This is a genomic window from Streptomyces sp. NPDC088817, assembly GCF_044750345.1.
In the GTDB taxonomy this organism is placed as follows: domain Bacteria; phylum Actinomycetota; class Actinomycetes; order Streptomycetales; family Streptomycetaceae; genus Streptomyces.
This window is the reverse complement of record NZ_JBIVJN010000012.1, coordinates 19,724-36,130: the sequence shown is the minus strand read 5'-3', so window position 1 is coordinate 36,130 and position 16,407 is coordinate 19,724. Positions and strand designations below refer to the sequence as shown.

The following is a 16,407-nucleotide window of genomic DNA, read 5'->3' as shown; positions in this document are numbered from 1 at the left end:
GGCGGGGGTCGACCGGGCCGAGCCCGTCCCCGCGCCGCTCGGCCGGGGGTCAGGCCGCCGGGCCCGAGCTGGCCAGGGCCTTGGAGAGGTCCCGTGCCACCTGCTGGAGGACCGGGACGATGCGTTCCGTCGCGGTGTCCGTGACACGGCCCGCCGGGCCGGAGATGGAGATCGCCGCGGCCGTGGGGCTGTCGGGGACGGTGACCGCGAGGCAGCGGACGCCGATCTCCTGCTCGTTGTCGTCGACCGCGTAGCCGAGCCGGCGGACCTCCGCCAGGGCCGCCAGGAAGCCTTCCGGGGTCGTTATGGTCTTGTCGGTGGCGGCCGGCATCCCGGTGCGGGCCAGCAGCGCGCGCACCTCGTTGTCGGACGTGTGCGCGAGCAGCGCCTTGCCGACACCCGTGGAGTGCGGCAGCACCCGGCGGCCCACCTCGGTGAACATCCGCATGGAGTGCTTGGACGGCACCTGCGCCACGTAGACGATCTCGTCCCCGTCCAGCAGCGCCATGTTCGCCGTCTCGCCCGTCTCGTCCACCAGCCGGGCCAGGTACGGCCGGGCCCAGGTGCCGAGCAGCCGCGCGGCGGACTCGCCGAGGCGGATGAGGCGGGGCCCGAGCGAGTACCGGCGGTTCGGCTGCTGCCGTACGTAGCCGCAGGCGACCAGGGTCCGCATCAGCCGGTGGATGGTGGGCAGCGGCAGACCGCTCGCGGCGGAGAGCTCGCTCAGACCCACCTCGCCCCCGGCGTCCGCCATCCGCTCGAGCAGGTCGAAGGCGCGCTCGAGGGACTGGACCCCACCGGTGGCGGGGCCGGCGGAGGCGGAGGACTTGCGCTCGTCTGACGGCGGCACGTCGCATTCCTTTCTGCGGGTGTGGCCGCATGTTACCGGCCTGGTCGGATGCCCACCCAGGCCTGTCATGGACCGTTCCTGCCGATCAGCAAGGGTTTGTCCATATCCTCGTCTGAATTACGGGCTGACCCTTGACGGTGCTCTCGGTGAAAACTACGTTCTGGCCACCGGAAGTTTACTTCCGTTCTGTGGAAAACACCGAACGTTCCCCCACCTTCCCCTCCCCGGGAGCCCGTATGCCTCCTGCTGTGGATGACCGATCGTCCGTGGACACCGGCAACACCGCGAGTTCTGGCCTGTACACGTACGACCTCGCCCCCACGAAGAGAGAAGGGCGCCGCTGGGGCGCCTACAACGTCTTCACGCTCTGGGCCAACGATGTGCACAGCCTCGGCAACTACGCCTTCGCGATCGGACTGTTCGCGCTCGGCCTGAACGTGTGGGGCATCCTGGCCGCCTTCGCACTCGCCTCTCTCCTGCTCTTCCTCCTGCTCACCCTGTCCGGGTTCATGGGACACAAGACGGGCGTCCCGTTCCCCGTCATGAGCCGCATCGCGTTCGGCATCAAGGGCGCGAAGATACCCGCCGGCGTCCGCGGCGGCGTCGCCATCGCCTGGTTCGGCATCCAGACCTATCTCGCCGCCTCCGTGCTGAGCGCGCTGCTCGTGGCCATGTTCCCCGGCCTGGGCGGCCTGGAGAAGCACTCCGTGCTCGGGCAGACCCTGCTCGGCTGGATCACCTTCATGGCCCTGTGGCTGCTCCAGGTCCTCATCGTGAGCTACGGCATGCAGATGATCCGGCGCTACATGGCCTTCGCCGCGCCCACCACCCTGATCACCATGAGCGCCCTGGCCGCGTGGATGTTCTTCCGGGCGGGCGGATCGATCTCCCTGTCCGACGGCCACCCGCTCTCGGGCGGCACGATGTGGATGCACGTCCTGCAGGCCGCCGCGCTGTGGGTGGTCATCTACGGCACCTTCGTGCTGAACTTCTGCGACTTCACCCGTTCGGCCAGGAGCCGCGCCTCGATCGTCCGCGGCAACGTGATCGGCATCCCGGTGAACATGCTCTTCTTCGCCGTCATCGTGGCGGTCCTGTGCGGCGCGCAGTTCAAGCTCGACGGACAGATCATCACCAGCCCCACGGACATCGTCCGCACCATCCCGAACATGATCCTGCTGGCCGCGGCCTCGCTCGCCCTCATCGCCCTGACCGTCGCGGTGAACCTGCTGGCCAACTTCGTGGCACCGATCTACGCGCTGGTCAACCTCTTCCCGCACCGGCTGAACTTCCGCCGCGCCGGCCTGGTGAGCGCGTGCGTCGGCCTCGTGATCACACCGTGGAACCTCTACAACAACCCGATCGCGGTGGAGTACTTCCTCGGCGGCCTCGGCGCCCTGCTCGGACCGCTGTTCGGCGTGATCATGGCCGACTACTGGCTGCTGCGCAGGGCCCGGGTCAACGTCCCCGACCTCTACACCGAGGACGCGCAGGGCGAGTACCACTACCGCCGCGGCTACAACCCGCGGGCCGTCTGGGCCTTCGTGCCCTCCGCGGCCATCGCCGTCGTCCTCGCGCTGGTGCCCGCCTTCCACGCCGTGGCCGGCTTCTCCTGGTTCGTCGGCGCCATCCTCGGGGCCGTCCTCTACTCCGCCATCGCCGACCGTGACGTCCTGATCCGGGACGTGGACGGCGAGGCCATCGCGGTCGCCGCCGAATGAGCCGCGCCCGCGCCGCGCACCGCACCAGCCGTCCAGCAGCATCACCAGAAAGCCGACCATGCGCATCCTCGTCGTCAACGTCAACACCACACGGTCCATCACCGACTCGATCGGTGAACAGGCGGCCACCGCGGCGTCGCCCGGCACCGAGATCGTCCCGCTGACCCCGTCCTTCGGAGCGGAGTCCGTCGAGGGCAACTACGAGAGCTACCTCGCCGCCATCGCCGTGATGGAGGCCGTGCGCGCCTACCCGGAGCCCTTCGACGCCGTGATCCAGGCCGGCTACGGCGAGCACGGACGCGAGGGCCTCCAGGAACTCCTCGACGTACCCGTCGTCGACATCACCGAGGCCGCCGCGAGCACCGCCCAGTTCCTCGGCCGCACCTACTCCGTCGTCACCAGCCTGGACCGCACGGTCCCGCTGATCGAGGAGCGCCTCCACGTCGCCGGGCTCAGCGCCCGCTGCGCCTCCGTGCGCGCCAGCGGACTCGCCGTGCTCGATCTGGAGCGGGACGAGAAGGCCGCCGTCGCGGCGATCGCCGACCAGGCCGCCCGCGCGGTGGAGGAGGACCGGGCGGAGGTGATCTGCCTCGGCTGCGGGGGCATGTCCGGGCTCACCGAGCGCGTCGCCGAGCGCACCGGGGTCCCCGTCGTCGACGGTGTGACCGCCGCCGTGACGATCGCCGAGTCCCTCGTCCGGCTCGGCCTGTCCACCTCCAAGGTGCGCACGTACGCCCCGCCGCGGCCCAAGCGGATGGTCAACTGGCCGCCGAGCGCGCGTTGACGCAGGTCGTGCGTCGTGCGTGCGGGCTGCCGCGACAAGGTCCAGTCCGCCAGGGAGGTCTTGACTCATGAGCCACGGCCATGAAGACTCCGTCTACAGGAAACTCGTTTCCGCTCTCCGGAATACTGCTGGTTTCGTGGGTGAGCGACAGTGAACAGAGGAACCGCACCGAAGGAGGGGCGTCCGTTGCCCGACGTACAACTCGTACTGCGCTCCACGCGCGTCGTGACCCCCGAGGGCGTGCGCCCCGCGTCCGTCACCGTCGCCGACGGCCGGATCGTCGCCGTACTGCCGCATGACGCCGAGGTGCCGGCGGGCGCGCGGCTGGAGGACGTCGGCGACGACGCCCTGCTGCCGGGTCTCGTCGACACCCACGTCCATGTGAACGACCCGGGACGCAGCGACTGGGAGGGCTTCTGGACCGCCACCCGGGCGGCGGCCGCCGGAGGCATCACCACCCTCGTCGACATGCCCCTCAACTCGCTGCCGCCGACGACCACCGTCGACAACCTCCGCGTGAAGCAGGAGGTGGCCCGAAGCAAGGCCCACATCGACGTCGGCTTCTGGGGCGGCGCCCTCCCGGACAACGTCAAGGACCTGCGCCCCCTGCACGACGCGGGCGTCTTCGGCTTCAAGTGCTTCCTCTCGCCGTCGGGCGTCGACGAGTTCCCCGAGCTGAACCACGACCAGCTGACCGCCTCCATGGCGGAGATCGCGGGCTTCGGCGGACTGCTCATCGTGCACGCGGAGGACCCGCACGAACTCGGGCTCGCCCCCCAGCTGAGCGGCCCGAAGTACGCCGACTTCCTGCAGACCCGGCCCCAGGTCTCCGAGGACAGCGCCATCGAGGGCCTCATCGCGCTGGCCCGCCGGCTCGGCGCGCGGGTCCACATCCTGCACCTGTCCTCCTCCGGAGCGCTGCCGCTGATCGCCGCCGCCAAGCGCGACGGCGTCCGCCTCAGCGTCGAGACCTGCCCGCACTACCTCACCCTCACCGCCGAGGAAGTGCCCGACGGGGCCAGCGAGTTCAAGTGCTGCCCGCCGATCCGCGAGGCCGCCAACCAGGACCTGCTCTGGGCCGCGCTCGCCGACGGCACCATCGACTGCGTCGTCACCGACCACTCGCCGTCCACCGTGGACCTCAAAACATCCGACTTCGCCACCGCCTGGGGCGGCATATCCTCGCTCCAGCTCAGCCTGTCGGCCATCTGGACGGAGGCGGCCCGGCGCGGCCACGGCATCGACGACGTGGTCCGCTGGATGTCCGAGCGCACCGCGAACCTCGCCGGTCTCGACCGCAAGGGCGCCATCGCGCCCGGCCGGGACGCCGACTTCGCGGTCCTGGCCACCGACGAGACCTTCACCGTCGACCCGGCCGCGCTCCAGCACCGCAACCGCATCACCGCGTACGCGGGCAAGACCCTGCGCGGCGTCGTGAAATCCACCTGGCTGCGCGGCGAGCGCGTCTACGACCCCGCGCTCGACGACCGCTTCACCGAACCCACCGGCCGACTTCTGGAAAGGACGAACTGATCATCGTGACGGCGACCCTGAGCTTCACCGGCGACGCGAACCCCTACGGCGGCGGCGACCCCTACGCCGACTACCGTACGGCCGACTTCCCCTTCACCAGGCACGCCAACCTGGCCGACCGCCGGCTCGGCGCGGGCGTCATCGCCGCCAACGACGAGTTCTTCGCCCAGCGCGAGAACCTGCTGGTGCCCGAGCGGGCCGACTTCGACCCCGAGGACTTCGGGCACAAGGGCAAGGTCATGGACGGCTGGGAGACCCGCCGCCGGCGCGGCGTCTCGGCCGAGCACCCCTGGCCCACCGAGGACGACCACGACTGGGCGCTGATCCGGCTCGGCGCGCCCGGCGTCGTCCGCGGCATCGTCGTGGACACCGCCCACTTCCGCGGCAACTACCCGCAGGCCGTCTCCGTCGAGGGCACCTCGGTCGAGGGCGCCCCCACGCCCGCGGAACTCCTCGCCGACGACGTGAAGTGGGCGACCCTCGTCCCGCGCACCGCGGTCGGCGGCCACGCGGCCAACGGCTTCGAGGTGAACGCCGAGCAGCGCTTCACGCACCTGCGTCTCAAGCAGCACCCCGACGGCGGCATCGCCCGCCTGAGGGTGTACGGCGAGGTCCTGCCCGACCCGGCGTGGCTGGCCGCGCTCGGCACCTTCGACGTGGTGGCGCTGGAGAACGGCGGCAGCGTCGAGGACGCCTCCAACCTCTTCTACTCGCCGGCCACCAACACCATCCAGCCGGGCCGTTCCCGCAAGATGGACGACGGCTGGGAGACCCGCCGCCGCCGCGACCAGGGCAACGACTGGATCAGCTACCGCCTCGCCGGGCACACCGAGATCCGCGCCCTGGAGATCGACACCGCCTATCTCAAGGGCAACAGCGCCGGCTGGGCGTCGGTCTCCGTCAAGGACGGCGAGAACGGCGAGTGGACGGAGATCCTGCCGCGCACCCGCCTCCAGCCCGACACCAACCACCGCTTCGTGCTGCCCGCGGCGGCCGTCGGCACGCACGCGCGCGTGGACATCTACCCGGACGGAGGCATCTCCCGGCTCCGCCTGTTCGGCGCGCTGACCGAGCAGGGCGCGGCCGCCCTGGCGGCCCGCCACCAGGAACTGGGCGGCTGACCCGTCCGCGCCCGCGGGGCGTCCCGTCCGCACGGACCGGCACGCCCCGCCCGCCGGATCCGGCGGGGCCGATGAGTTTCGGGGGACGGTGGGGTCTGTACTGAGGAGAAGACCCCACCGAGAGAGAGGCACCCGCCATGGGCAAGCTCGTCGTCACCGGTTTCGTGAGCATCGACGGCGTCCACCAGGCGCCCGGCGGTCCCCAGGAGGACGACCGCGACGGCTTCACGCAGGGCGGCTGGAGCGTTCCGTACGGCGACGAGGACTTCGGCCGGTTCATGACCGAGGTCTTCGACCGCGCCGGAGCCTTCCTCCTCGGCCGCCGCACCTACGACATCTTCGCCGCGTACTGGCCGCAGGTGACCGACCCCGCGAACCCGGTGGCCTCCCGCCTCAACGGCCTGCCGAAGTACGTGGTCTCCACGAGCCTGACCGACCCCGCCTGGCAGGGCACCACCGTGATCTCCGAGGACCTGGCCCAGGAGGTCGCCGCGGCCAAGGAGCGCACCGAGGGCGAACTCCAGGTCCACGGCAGCGGCGACCTCGTCCGCTCCCTGCTGGCACTGGACCTCGTCGACACGGTGCACCTGATCACGTTCCCCGTCGTCCTCGGCGCCGGGCGCCGCCTGTTCGCGGAGGGCACCGTCCCGACCGCCTTCGCGCACACCGGTGGCCGTGTCACCGGGGCGGGCGTGTCCATCCAGTCGTACGACGTGGTGGGACGCCCGCGATACGGCTCCTATCAGGATTAACTCCCCGCGAATTCACTGAACTTGACGGTGAACTCCTGGACTTGTCATTGACATGCCACTATCTACGCGCGTCATGATGAGCCCATGACATTCCCCCCGCGCAGCACCCGCATCGGCGCCGCAGGCGCCCTTCTGTCCGCCCTCCTCGTCGGCGGCACCGTCGCCGCCGCCCCGGCCGACGCCGCCGCGACGGCGGTCGGCAGCATCTGCTACAGCGCGCTGCCTTCGCAGGCGTACGACACGCTCCGTCTGATCGACAAGGGCGGTCCGTTCCCGTACTCCCAGGACGGCGTCGTCTTCCAGAACCGTGAGGGTGTCCTGCCCCAGCAGTCGAACGGGTACTACCACGAGTACACGGTCGTCACCCCGGGCTCCTCCGACCGCGGCGCCCGGCGCATAGTCACCGGTCAGAAGACGCGGGAGGACTACTACACCGCGGACCACTACGTCACGTTCAAGCTGGTCAACTTCGGCTGCTGAACCACGAGCCGACCGCACGTCCCTCGCCCCGCGGCCCCTCCACGCACAACGGCCGCGGGGCGAGCGGCTGCCCGGCCCCGGTCCCGGCCCGGACGGGCGAGGCGGGGCCGGGCGGCCGCACGTGGGTGCCGTGGGGACCCGCGTCGGCGCGGGTCAGGGGCGCGGAGCGCTCAGCGTCCACAGCGCGGCGAGCAGGGCGGCCGCGCACAGCGCCAACCCCACGGCGGCCACCAGGCTCTCGCCGATGAAGAGCGCGCCCGCCGTGGCGCCCGCGACGAGCCCGAACGCGGCCATCCGGGCACCCGGCCACCACCAGGGCCGCGCGGAGAGCGTCGCGGTGTCGACCGGGATGAAGGAGTCCGTCAGGGCCGTACGGACCACCGCGTACTCGTCGAGGAGCACACGCCGTGGCGCGACGTGCCGCCGTCGCCCCAGGGGCACGAGACGGGTGCCGTCCGACAGCCGTACCACCACCGCGCGGCGCGAGCCCGCCCCGTGATGGGCGCTCACCTCGACGGGACCGTTGAGCTCGTCCAGCACGGGATGCCACATGATCCGCTGCCAGACGGCCGGCCGGTCGCTCACACCCGACTCGGTGAGCCTGAGCCACAGGGTCTCCGACACCATCCGCGGGGAGGCGGGCCGGGCACCGCAGTGCACCGTCGCGGTCATCGGGCGGGGCGGCCGCCGCGCCGCCCACCAGAAGCGCAGACCACGCCGGGCCCACACCGCGCACAGCAGGGCGGCCGTGACCCCGGCGAGCAGGATGGGGACGAACAGGTCGTCCTCGGCGACCGTCTCCTCCGGGTCGCCGGGGAAGCCCCGCGGGTCCTTCGCGTCCGGGTCGTAGGCGACGGGGAAGCGGCGGCCCCTGGTGTAGCGGTCGGTGTCGTAGATCTCGAAGCGCTGCACGTGCTCGCGGCCCGTGCCGTCCTTCCAGCGCACCCGGATGTCCCCGGTGTCCCCGAGGTCGTCCTCGACGACCATGCCGGTGGCGTGCGCGGTGGCCCGGTCGCGGGCCTGGCCGTAGGCGTGCCCGTGGAAACCCAGCCAGCCCGCGAACAGCGCGAATCCGGTCAGGGCGGCCGTCACGCCCAGCAGGGCGACGCGCAGGGCGGGGCCGGGGCGTCTCATGCTCTCTCCGCCTTCTCGGTCCCGGCCTTCTCCAGCAGGGCGTGGACGGGCGCCGGGTCGCCGCCGTCCACGGCCGTGACGAGCACGTCGTACAGGTCGACGACCGTGCCGTCCGGCGCCGTGAGTACCGAGCTGAGCCAGCGGGAGGTGCAGGACCAGCCGGCTTCCAGCAGCAGCGGTGTCAGGGTCGCACCCATGGCACTGGTCAGTACCTGGCTGCCGAGCCTTCCGCGCACGGCGGCCGGCAGTTGCCGCAGTTCAGGGCGGATCCGGCGGGCCAGGCCGTACCAGTCGCCGTCGGCGACGGTGTCCAGAGCCGCCCGCAGCGCCAGGGTGGGGGAGGGCTGCCCGGTCGCGGCCGCCAGCGCCTCCGCGCGGTGGCCGCCGTCGGCGGGGAGGCGGAGCTTCTCGGGGTCGAGCTGGAGGAGGCGCACCGGCTTCAGGTCCTCGGGCCGGAGGGCGCCGTCCGCGCTGGGCGCCTGGAGCGTCCCACCGGGTCCGTCCGCGCAGGCCAGACGCCGGACGCACCACTCGGCGACCGTCTCGGCGTCACGCAGCACGAGCGGAGCCGAGCCGTACGCCGTGCGGGTGCCGGTCTGCGGCAGCGCCGCCGTCCGTACGGCCGTCGGCGGATGGGTGGCCATCGCGTAGACGTCCAGGGCCTCCTCCTCGGCGTCCTCGCGGGCGGCTCGCTTCCGCACCAGGGGGTCCTGGAGGGCGAGGTCGAACGCCTCGTAGAGGTCCACCGGGTAGGTGGCGTCCTCGGCCAGGTCCTCCACCCAGTCCTGCGCGAGCCCGTCGAACGCCGCGTCGATCACGGCGACCCGCTCGACGGCCTCGCGCACGGCGTCACCGCCCACCACCCGGGCGGCCTCGGCGTCGGCCGCCAACTCCTCCTGCCATGGGATCGGCTGGGTCGCGCGCAGCAGGGGAGCGGCCAACGGGGCGAGCGGCCGCAGGCGGCCCTCGAGCCGTTCGGCGACCGCGGCGCGAGCCGCCAGCAGGGCACGAGTGCGGCGGTCGTCGAAGTGACGTTCGTGGGCCAGCTCGTGCGCGATCACCGCCGCCAGTTGCGTGGCCGAGAGCGACCGGATCAACGGCAGCCCGATCAGCAGCGCGTAGGCGTGCCCGCCCGCGATCCTCACCCGGCCCGTGAGCACCGCCGGCTCGGGGAGGATCCGCACCAGCAGCGGAGCGCCGAAACCGGTCCGCTCGGCCATGTCCCGCACCAGCGCGGCGAGTTCCGGCTCTTCCTCGGGACGTACCGCCCGGCCCGGCAGGGCCTCGGGGAGAACGGCCCTCGTGTACACGGCGGGGAGCAGCCACAGCAGCGGCAGCGCGATCATCTGCCAGACCCCCCAGACCAGCCCCCCGGCCGCGATCAGCAGGAAGAAGCCGATCAGCGGCAGCCAGGCGACGGCTGCCATGGCCGCGGTGAACGACCACGCGCGAACCGCCGAGACCTGCGGCCCTCCGGATATGCGACCGTCCATCACGCTCCTGTCGTGCCATGAGGTGTCGGCGGATTCTGTCATAACCATTTCAAGCCCACGGACGCCGAGCGGTGCGTACGCTGCCGACCGCGAGCGGCCCGTAGTTCGCCGCCCCCGAGCGACGCTCGGGCACCGGCCACCGCCGGCCCGGTCGAGCGCGCCCGGCGCTGGTGGGCGGTCGGTCATGTGCGCTTGGCGACGGTGGCCGTGTGGTCGGGGCCTGGTGGCGGGTCGGTCGGTCGTCCACGGCCGGTGGCCGGGGCTGCCTGGTCGGGTGCGCCGGGCAGTGGTGGCCTGTTGGCCATGTGTGACTGGCGGATCGGGCCTTCCTGCCATCCGCGCCCCGGCTGCGGGCCGTCCGGGCCAGGGCGCCGGCGGGAACGGACGCCAGGGAGGGGGAGGTTGTGGCCGGGGGCGGGGCGGGGGAGATCCCAGCCGGAGCCGGAGCCGGAGCCGGAGCCGGAGCCGGAGCCGGAGCCGGAGCCGGAGCCGGAGCCGGAGCCGGAGCCGGGGTCGTGTGGGCCGGAGTTGGGTGGGGTTGTGTCACACGCTGACCGGTTCAGGGGCGTAGGACCACGCGCCTGCCGTGGAGTTCGCCGTGTTCCATGCGGCGGTGGACCTCCGCCGTGGCGCTCAGGGGCTGGTACTCGACCGAGCGGGGGATTAGGCCGCCTGAGGCCAGGAGGTCGTTGACGGCGGACGCCGCCTCGGCCAGTTCCGCGGCCGTGGCGTTGGAGATGGCGAAGCCGCGCACGGAGCCGTCCTTCATGTAGAGCGGACCGACCGGCAGGGTCGGCTCGTCGCGGGCACCGGACAGGACGACGACGCGCCCGCGGTGGGCGAGGAGACCGACCGCGGGCGTCAGGTCGTTGCGTCCCGAGGTGTCGACGTGGACGCCGACACCGGACGGGACGAGCCGCGCCAGCCGCGCCGCCAGATCGGGGGCGTGGTAGTCCACGACCTCCGCCGCGCCCAGGGAGCGGACGTACTCGTGGTCACGCGGGGCGGCCGTGGCGAGGACGCGTGCGTGGGCCCGGTGCGCGAACTCCACCAGCGCGCTGCCCACGTTGCCGGCCGCGCCGCCGACCAGCACCGTCTCTCCGGGGCGCAGCCCGCCGTGGGTGAAGAGCGCGAGATACGCGGTCGCGGCGGGATGGAACACGGCCACCGCCTCTTCCGGGCGTACGTCCGGAGGCAGCCGGTAGAGACGGTCGGCCGGCACCACGGCCCGTTCGGCGGCCGCACCCTGCCGGCCGTCGTGACCCAGGCTGTTGCACCACACCGTCTCACCGACGGCGAAACCGGACCCCGTGGACGCCACCGTGCCGACGAGGTCGCGCCCGACCACGAACGGAAACGGCAGCGGCGTCCGGAACAGCCCCGACCGGACGAAGGTGTCCACCGGATCGACCACGGTGGCCACCACGTCCACCAGCACCTCACCCGCCCCCGGCACAGGATCGGGCAACTCGCCGAAGCGAATGACGTCGGGCGACCCGAGGTGTTCGACATAGGCGGCACGCATGACCGCCGATTCTCCCACCGCGGGGCCCGCGCGGCCCGTCAGCGGAAGACGGCCCTGTCCGCGCCCGCGATCTCCGCCAGGCTCACCGGACGGTGTTCGCGGCGGGAGACCTCGCAGGCCTCGGCGATGCGCAGGGCCTGGAGGGCCTCGCGGCCGTCGCACGGGTTGGGGCGCTCGCCGTGCAACACCCCTACGAACGCCTCCAGTTCGGCCTCGTAGGCGGGGCCGAAGCGTTCCAGGAAGTCGGGATAGGGCTTGTCCGCGGCCGGCGGGCCGGTCGGCTCGGTGGACGCGATCGGCGTCCGGTCGTCGAGTCCGACGACGATCTGGTCCAGCTCACCGGCCAGTTCCATGCGCACGTCGTAGCCCGCGCCGTTGAGGCGGGTCGCGGTGGCCGTGGCGAGCGTGCCGTCGTCAAGGGTGAGCACCGCCGCGCCGGTGTCGACGTCGCCCGCCGCGCGGAACATCGCGGGGCCGGCGTCCGACCCGGCCGCGTACGCGCTGACGACCTCACGGCCCGTTATCCAGCGCAGCATGTCGAAGTCGTGAATGAGCGCGTCCCGGAACAGCCCGCCGGACAGCGGAAGCCACTCGGGCGGCGGCGGTGCCTGGTCGGACGTGAGCGCGCGCACCGTGTGCAGACGCCCCAGGCGACCCGAGCGCACCGCCTCGCGGGCGCCCGCGTAACCCGTGTCGAAGCGGCGCATGAACCCCATCTGAAGCACCGTGCCCGCGGCTTCGACCTCGGCGAGCGCCTGTAATGTCCCCGGCAGGTCCAGGGCGATGGGTTTCTCGCAGAACACCGGCAGCCCCGACCGCGCCGCCCGGCCGATCAGTTCCGCGTGGGCCGAGGTCGCGGTGGTGATCACCACCGCGTCCACCCCCCAGGTGAATATCTCGTCCACCCCCGGTGCCGCCGTCTCACCCAGCCGCAGGGCGAGGGCCTGTGCCCGCGCCGGATCGGCGTCCGTGAGGATCAAGGAGCCGACCTCTCGATGGCGGCTGAGTGTGTTCGCGTGGATGGTGCCGATGCGGCCCGTACCGATGACCCCGATGCGCATGGGAACAAAGTGGGGGCGGACCCCTGACCCTGTCAATCCGCATGTCCGGACAATCGGACTTCACTACTTCCCGTCATCCGGTCGCGGAGCTACGCTCGGCCCGTGCCGAAACCAGAAGTGGACCCCACCGTCTCACTCGAACTCCGTGTGGACCGGAGTTCGCCGGTACCGCTGTACTTCCAGCTGTCCCAGCAGCTCGAGGCCGCGATCGAGCACGGCAGGCTCACCCCCGGCAGCCTGCTGGGCAACGAGATCGAGCTGGCCGCCCGGCTCGGCCTGTCCCGGCCCACCGTCCGCCAGGCCATCCAGTCGCTGGTGGACAAGGGCCTCCTGGTGCGCCGCCGCGGCGTCGGCACCCAGGTCGTGCACAGCCGGGTCAGGCGCCCGCTGGAACTGAGCAGCCTCTACGACGACCTGGAGGCGGCCGGGCAGCGCCCGTCGACGAAGGTCCTGGTCAACACGGTGGTCCCGGCCTCCGCCGAGGTCGCCGCCGCCCTGGCGGTGGCCGAGGGCGAGGAGGTCCACCGCGTCGAACGGCTGCGCCTGGCCCACGGCGAGCCGATGGCGTACCTGACCAACTACCTGCCGTCCGGACTGCTCGACCTGGACACCGGCCAGCTGGAGGCCACCGGCCTGTACCGGCTGATGCGCGCCGCCGGGATCACCCTGCACAGCGCCCGCCAGTGCATCGGCGCCCGCGCCGCCGCCCCCGCCGAGGCCGAGCGGCTCGCCGAGGCCGAGGGCGCCCCGCTGCTCACCATGCAGCGCACCACCTTCGACGACACCGGCCGCGCGGTGGAGTACGGCACGCACACCTACCGCCCCTCCCGCTACTCCTTCGAGTTCCAGCTCCTCGTACGGTCCTGACGGCCCCCGTACGGCTCCGACCACCCTCCTCATGTCCGGACAATATGACCGGTCATCGCTCCCCGGCCGCGGAACCAGGCACTCCGGTGTCCGATAATGGAACGTTCGGGGCTGGTGGGATCACCCACGGCCCCTCGCGTACGTTCGGGCACAGCAAGAAGGGCACGGCCTCGTGGCACGCTTTCCAACCTGGGTAGTCATCGCGCTGGCAGGGGCACTGTCCCTGTCGCTGGCGGGGTGCAGCAGCACCGGCGGCAAGCGGGCGGAGGACGCCCGCAAGGCCGCGGCGGCCCAGGGCAGGGCCGCGGTGAACACCCCCCGCTGGACCTTCGCGATGATCACGCACTCCGGGGACGGCGACACGTTCTGGGACATCGTGCAGAGCGGCGCGAAACAGGCCGCCGTCAAGGACAACATCAACTTCCTGTACTCGCACGACGCCCAGGCCCAGCAGCAGGCCCAGCTCATGGACGCCGCGGTGGACAAGAAGGTCGACGGCATCATCGTCACCCTCGCCAAGCCCGAGGCGCTCAAGGCCGCCGTGGCCCGCGCCGAGAAGGCCGGCATACCGGTGGTCACGGTCAACTCCGGATCGGCGCAGTCCAAGGCGTACGGCGCCCTCACGCACATCGGCCAGGACGAGTCCGTCGCCGGCGAGGCCGTCGGGCAGGAGCTGAACGCGCGTGGACGGAAGAAGGTGCTCTGCGTCCTGCACGAACAGGGAAACGTCGGCCACGAGCAGCGCTGCGCCGGGGTGGCGAAGACCTTCTCCGGCACGGTCGAGAACCTCTACGTCAACGGCACCAGCATGCCCGACGTGCAGGCCGCGATCGGCGCCCGGCTCCAGGCGGACAGGTCCGTCGACGCCGTCGTCACGCTCGGCGCCCCGTACGCGGACACCGCCGTCAAGGCGAAGGCCGACGCCGGCAGCCGGGCCGAGGTCGACACCTTCGACCTGAACGCCAAGGTCGCCGCCGAACTCAAGGACGGCACGCTCGGCTTCGCGGTCGACCAGCAGCCCTACCTCCAGGGCTACCAGGCCGTCGACCTGCTCTGGCTCTACAAGTACAACGGCGACGTCCTCGGCGGCGGCCGGCCGGTGCTCACCGGCCCGCAGATCGTCACCAAGGACCAGGCGGCCACGCTGGAGGAGTACACGCGGCGGGGCACCCGATGAGCGGCACCACCACCGGCCGGCCCGCGGCCCCCGCCGAGACCGCTGCTGCCGAAACGTTTCTGCGGGCGTCGGCGCTACGCGGGCTGCTCACCCGCCCCGAGCTCGGCTCGGTCGTCGGCGCGATCGCCGTCTTCGTCTTCTTCGCCTGCGCCGCGGACGGCTTCCTGCGCGCCTCCAGCCTCAGCACCGTCCTGTACGCGTCCTCGGTGATCGGCATCATGGCGGTTCCGGTCGCGCTGCTGATGATCGGCGGCGAGTTCGACCTGTCGGCGGGCGTCATGGTGACGTCCTCCGCGCTGGTCTCCTCGATGTTCAGCTACCAGATGACCGCGAACGTCTGGGTCGGGGTCGGCGTATCACTGCTGGTCACCCTGGCGATCGGCGCCTTCAACGGCTTCATGCTGACCCGTACGGGGCTGCCCAGCTTCATCGTCACCCTGGGCACCTTCCTGATGCTGACCGGGATGAACCTGGGCCTCACCAAGCTGATCGACGGCACCGTCTCCACCAAGTCGATCGGCGACATGGAGGGCTTCCCCAGCGCCCACGCGGTGTTCGCCTCGACGCTCACCCTCGGCGGCGTCGACGTCAAGGTCACCATCCTGTGGTGGCTCGGCCTGGTCGCCGTCGCCTCCTGGATCCTGCTGCGCACCCCCACCGGCAACTGGATCTTCGCGGTCGGCGGCAACAAGGACGCGGCCCGCGCGGTCGGCGTACCGGTCACCCGGACCAAGACCGGCCTCTACATGGGCGTGGCCCTCGGCGCCTGGATCTGCGGTCAGCACCTGCTGTTCTCCTTCGACGCGGTGCAGTCCGGCGAGGGCGTCGGCAACGAGCTGATCTACATCATCGCCGCCGTCATCGGCGGCTGCCTGATCACCGGCGGACACGGCAGCGCCATCGGCTCGGCGGTCGGGGCCCTCCTGTTCGGCATGACCAGTAAGGGCATCGTCTTCGCCGAGTGGAACCCCGACTGGTTCAAGTTCTTCCTCGGAGCGATGCTGCTCCTCGCGACCCTGCTCAACACCTGGGTCCGCAGGCGGGCGGAGGCCACCAAGTGACCGACATCGAAGCACGTACCGGCACGCGGGCCGAAGCACGCACGCCCCTCGTGGAGCTGTCCGGCGTCAGCAAGCACTACGGCGGCGTCCGCGCCCTGGAGGACGTCGGCCTGGAGGTCCACGCCGGGGAGATCACCTGCGTCCTGGGCGACAACGGCGCCGGCAAGTCGACCCTGATCAAGATCATCGCGGGCCTTCACCAGCACGACGGCGGCGTCCTGCGCGTCGAGGGCGAGGAGACCCGGCTCACCTCCCCGCGCGACGCCCTGGACCGGGGCATCGCCACGGTGTACCAGGACCTGGCGGTCGTGGGCCTCATGCCGGTCTGGCGGAACTTCTTCCTCGGCTCCGAGCTCCGCAGGGGGACCGGCCCCTTCAAGCGCCTGGACGTCGCCCTCATGCGCAGGACGGCACGGGCCGAACTGCTGCGGATGGGCATCGACCTGCGCGACGTCGACCAGCCCATCGGCACCCTGTCGGGCGGCGAACGCCAGTGCGTCGCCATCGCACGCGCGGTGTACCTCGGCGCGAAGGTGCTCGTCCTGGACGAGCCGACCGCGGCGCTCGGCGTGAAACAGTCGGGTGTGGTGCTGAGATATGTGGCGGCGGCCCGCGACCAGGGCCTGGGCGTTGTGTTGATCACCCACAACCCGCATCACGCGTACCTCGTAGGTGACCGGTTCGTCCTGCTCAGGCGGGGAACCATGGCCGGCCACCACACCCGGGACGGGATCACCCTGGACGAGCTGACCCGGCAGATGGCCGGCGGCAGCGACCTGGACGATCTGCGCCATGAACTTCAAGGGTCCTGAGGGCCTGGGAGGTTGTGGCATCATGCGGCTCCGCGG

Annotated in this window: 15 protein-coding genes; 10 read left to right on the top strand and 5 right to left on the bottom strand. The window is 71.8% G+C overall.

All coding sequences use genetic code 11. The annotated features are described in order from the left end of the window. Positions 1 to 49: 49 nt before the first annotated feature. Complete coding sequence (locus ACIP4X_RS22250; RefSeq protein WP_358729952.1) at positions 50 to 850, bottom strand: IclR family transcriptional regulator; 801 nt, start codon at positions 848 to 850, stop codon at positions 50 to 52. Positions 851 to 1,086: 236 nt separating this feature from the next. Here ACIP4X_RS22250 and ACIP4X_RS22245 point away from each other — a divergent pair, with 236 nt between their 5' ends. The 6 genes from ACIP4X_RS22245 (at position 1,087) to ACIP4X_RS22220 (ending at position 7,241) form a co-directional block, all read left to right on the top strand. Beyond that, positions 1,087 to 2,571: an NCS1 family nucleobase:cation symporter-1 gene (locus tag ACIP4X_RS22245; protein ID WP_358729953.1), complete on the top strand. Its 1,485-nt coding sequence runs from the start codon at positions 1,087 to 1,089 to the stop codon at positions 2,569 to 2,571. A 58-nt stretch (positions 2,572 to 2,629) separates the two neighbouring features. Beyond that, positions 2,630 to 3,355 carry an aspartate/glutamate racemase family protein gene (locus ACIP4X_RS22240; protein WP_358729954.1) on the top strand — a complete coding sequence of 242 codons (726 nt, stop codon included), beginning with the start codon at positions 2,630 to 2,632 and terminating at the stop codon, positions 3,353 to 3,355. Positions 3,356 to 3,541: 186 nt separating this feature from the next. Next, positions 3,542 to 4,888: an allantoinase AllB gene (gene allB, locus ACIP4X_RS22235; RefSeq protein ID WP_358729955.1), complete on the top strand. Its 1,347-nt coding sequence runs from the start codon at positions 3,542 to 3,544 to the stop codon at positions 4,886 to 4,888. A gap of 5 nt (positions 4,889 to 4,893) precedes the next feature. Further along, positions 4,894 to 6,009, top strand: a complete 1,116-nt coding sequence (alc, locus tag ACIP4X_RS22230; protein WP_358729956.1) for an allantoicase — start codon at positions 4,894 to 4,896, stop codon at positions 6,007 to 6,009. Positions 6,010 to 6,146: 137 nt separating this feature from the next. Beyond that, the gene (locus ACIP4X_RS22225) at positions 6,147 to 6,761 is read left to right on the top strand and encodes a dihydrofolate reductase family protein (RefSeq protein ID WP_391455239.1); all 615 of its coding nucleotides are present in this window, start codon (positions 6,147 to 6,149) and stop codon (positions 6,759 to 6,761) included. 84 nt (positions 6,762 to 6,845) lie between these two features. After that, positions 6,846 to 7,241, top strand: a complete 396-nt coding sequence (locus ACIP4X_RS22220) for a ribonuclease domain-containing protein (protein ID WP_358729958.1) — start codon at positions 6,846 to 6,848, stop codon at positions 7,239 to 7,241. 153 nt (positions 7,242 to 7,394) lie between these two features. Here the strand turns inward: ACIP4X_RS22220 and ACIP4X_RS22215 are convergent, their stop codons facing one another. From ACIP4X_RS22215 to ACIP4X_RS22200, 4 genes are all read right to left on the bottom strand, one after another. Next, complete coding sequence (locus ACIP4X_RS22215) at positions 7,395 to 8,375, bottom strand: hypothetical protein (protein WP_391455236.1); 981 nt, start codon at positions 8,373 to 8,375, stop codon at positions 7,395 to 7,397. Next, complete coding sequence (locus tag ACIP4X_RS22210) at positions 8,372 to 9,868, bottom strand: M48 family metallopeptidase (RefSeq protein ID WP_358729960.1); 1,497 nt, start codon at positions 9,866 to 9,868, stop codon at positions 8,372 to 8,374. Before ACIP4X_RS22210 ends, ACIP4X_RS22215 begins: the two co-directional genes overlap by 4 nt. A gap of 559 nt (positions 9,869 to 10,427) precedes the next feature. After that, on the bottom strand, positions 10,428 to 11,393 hold the full coding sequence (locus ACIP4X_RS22205) for a zinc-binding dehydrogenase (protein WP_391455235.1): 966 nt from the start codon (positions 11,391 to 11,393) through the stop codon (positions 10,428 to 10,430). A 38-nt stretch (positions 11,394 to 11,431) separates the two neighbouring features. Beyond that, on the bottom strand, positions 11,432 to 12,454 hold the full coding sequence (locus tag ACIP4X_RS22200) for a Gfo/Idh/MocA family oxidoreductase (protein WP_358729962.1): 1,023 nt from the start codon (positions 12,452 to 12,454) through the stop codon (positions 11,432 to 11,434). 117 nt (positions 12,455 to 12,571) lie between these two features. Between ACIP4X_RS22200 and ACIP4X_RS22195 the strand changes: the two genes are divergently transcribed. The 4 genes from ACIP4X_RS22195 (at position 12,572) to ACIP4X_RS22180 (ending at position 16,371) form a co-directional block, all read left to right on the top strand. Further along, positions 12,572 to 13,321, top strand: coding sequence for a GntR family transcriptional regulator (locus ACIP4X_RS22195; protein WP_358730163.1), 750 nt, complete (start codon positions 12,572 to 12,574; stop codon positions 13,319 to 13,321). A gap of 172 nt (positions 13,322 to 13,493) precedes the next feature. Beyond that, entirely contained in the window at positions 13,494 to 14,498 is a 1,005-nt protein-coding gene (locus tag ACIP4X_RS22190; RefSeq protein WP_358729963.1) for a sugar ABC transporter substrate-binding protein, read from the top strand. Further along, the gene (locus ACIP4X_RS22185; protein WP_391455232.1) at positions 14,495 to 15,559 is read left to right on the top strand and encodes an ABC transporter permease; all 1,065 of its coding nucleotides are present in this window, start codon (positions 14,495 to 14,497) and stop codon (positions 15,557 to 15,559) included. Before ACIP4X_RS22190 ends, ACIP4X_RS22185 begins: the two co-directional genes overlap by 4 nt. Beyond that, positions 15,556 to 16,371 carry an ATP-binding cassette domain-containing protein gene (locus ACIP4X_RS22180; protein WP_391455230.1) on the top strand — a complete coding sequence of 272 codons (816 nt, stop codon included), beginning with the start codon at positions 15,556 to 15,558 and terminating at the stop codon, positions 16,369 to 16,371. Before ACIP4X_RS22185 ends, ACIP4X_RS22180 begins: the two co-directional genes overlap by 4 nt. Positions 16,372 to 16,407: the final 36 nt, after the last annotated feature.

Coding starts and splice junctions, on each gene's coding strand:
- ACIP4X_RS22245 (WP_358729953.1), top strand. CDS start 1,087: ATGCCTCCTGCTGTGGATGACCGATCGTCCGTGGACACCGGCAACACC.
- ACIP4X_RS22240 (WP_358729954.1), top strand. CDS start 2,630: ATGCGCATCCTCGTCGTCAACGTCAACACCACACGGTCCATCACCGAC.
- ACIP4X_RS22225 (WP_391455239.1), top strand. CDS start 6,147: ATGGGCAAGCTCGTCGTCACCGGTTTCGTGAGCATCGACGGCGTCCAC.
- ACIP4X_RS22220 (WP_358729958.1), top strand. CDS start 6,846: ATGACATTCCCCCCGCGCAGCACCCGCATCGGCGCCGCAGGCGCCCTT.
- ACIP4X_RS22215 (WP_391455236.1), bottom strand. CDS start 8,375: ATGAGACGCCCCGGCCCCGCCCTGCGCGTCGCCCTGCTGGGCGTGACG.
- ACIP4X_RS22210 (WP_358729960.1), bottom strand. CDS start 9,868: ATGGACGGTCGCATATCCGGAGGGCCGCAGGTCTCGGCGGTTCGCGCG.
- ACIP4X_RS22205 (WP_391455235.1), bottom strand. CDS start 11,393: ATGCGTGCCGCCTATGTCGAACACCTCGGGTCGCCCGACGTCATTCGC.
- ACIP4X_RS22200 (WP_358729962.1), bottom strand. CDS start 12,454: ATGCGCATCGGGGTCATCGGTACGGGCCGCATCGGCACCATCCACGCG.
- ACIP4X_RS22185 (WP_391455232.1), top strand. CDS start 14,495: ATGAGCGGCACCACCACCGGCCGGCCCGCGGCCCCCGCCGAGACCGCT.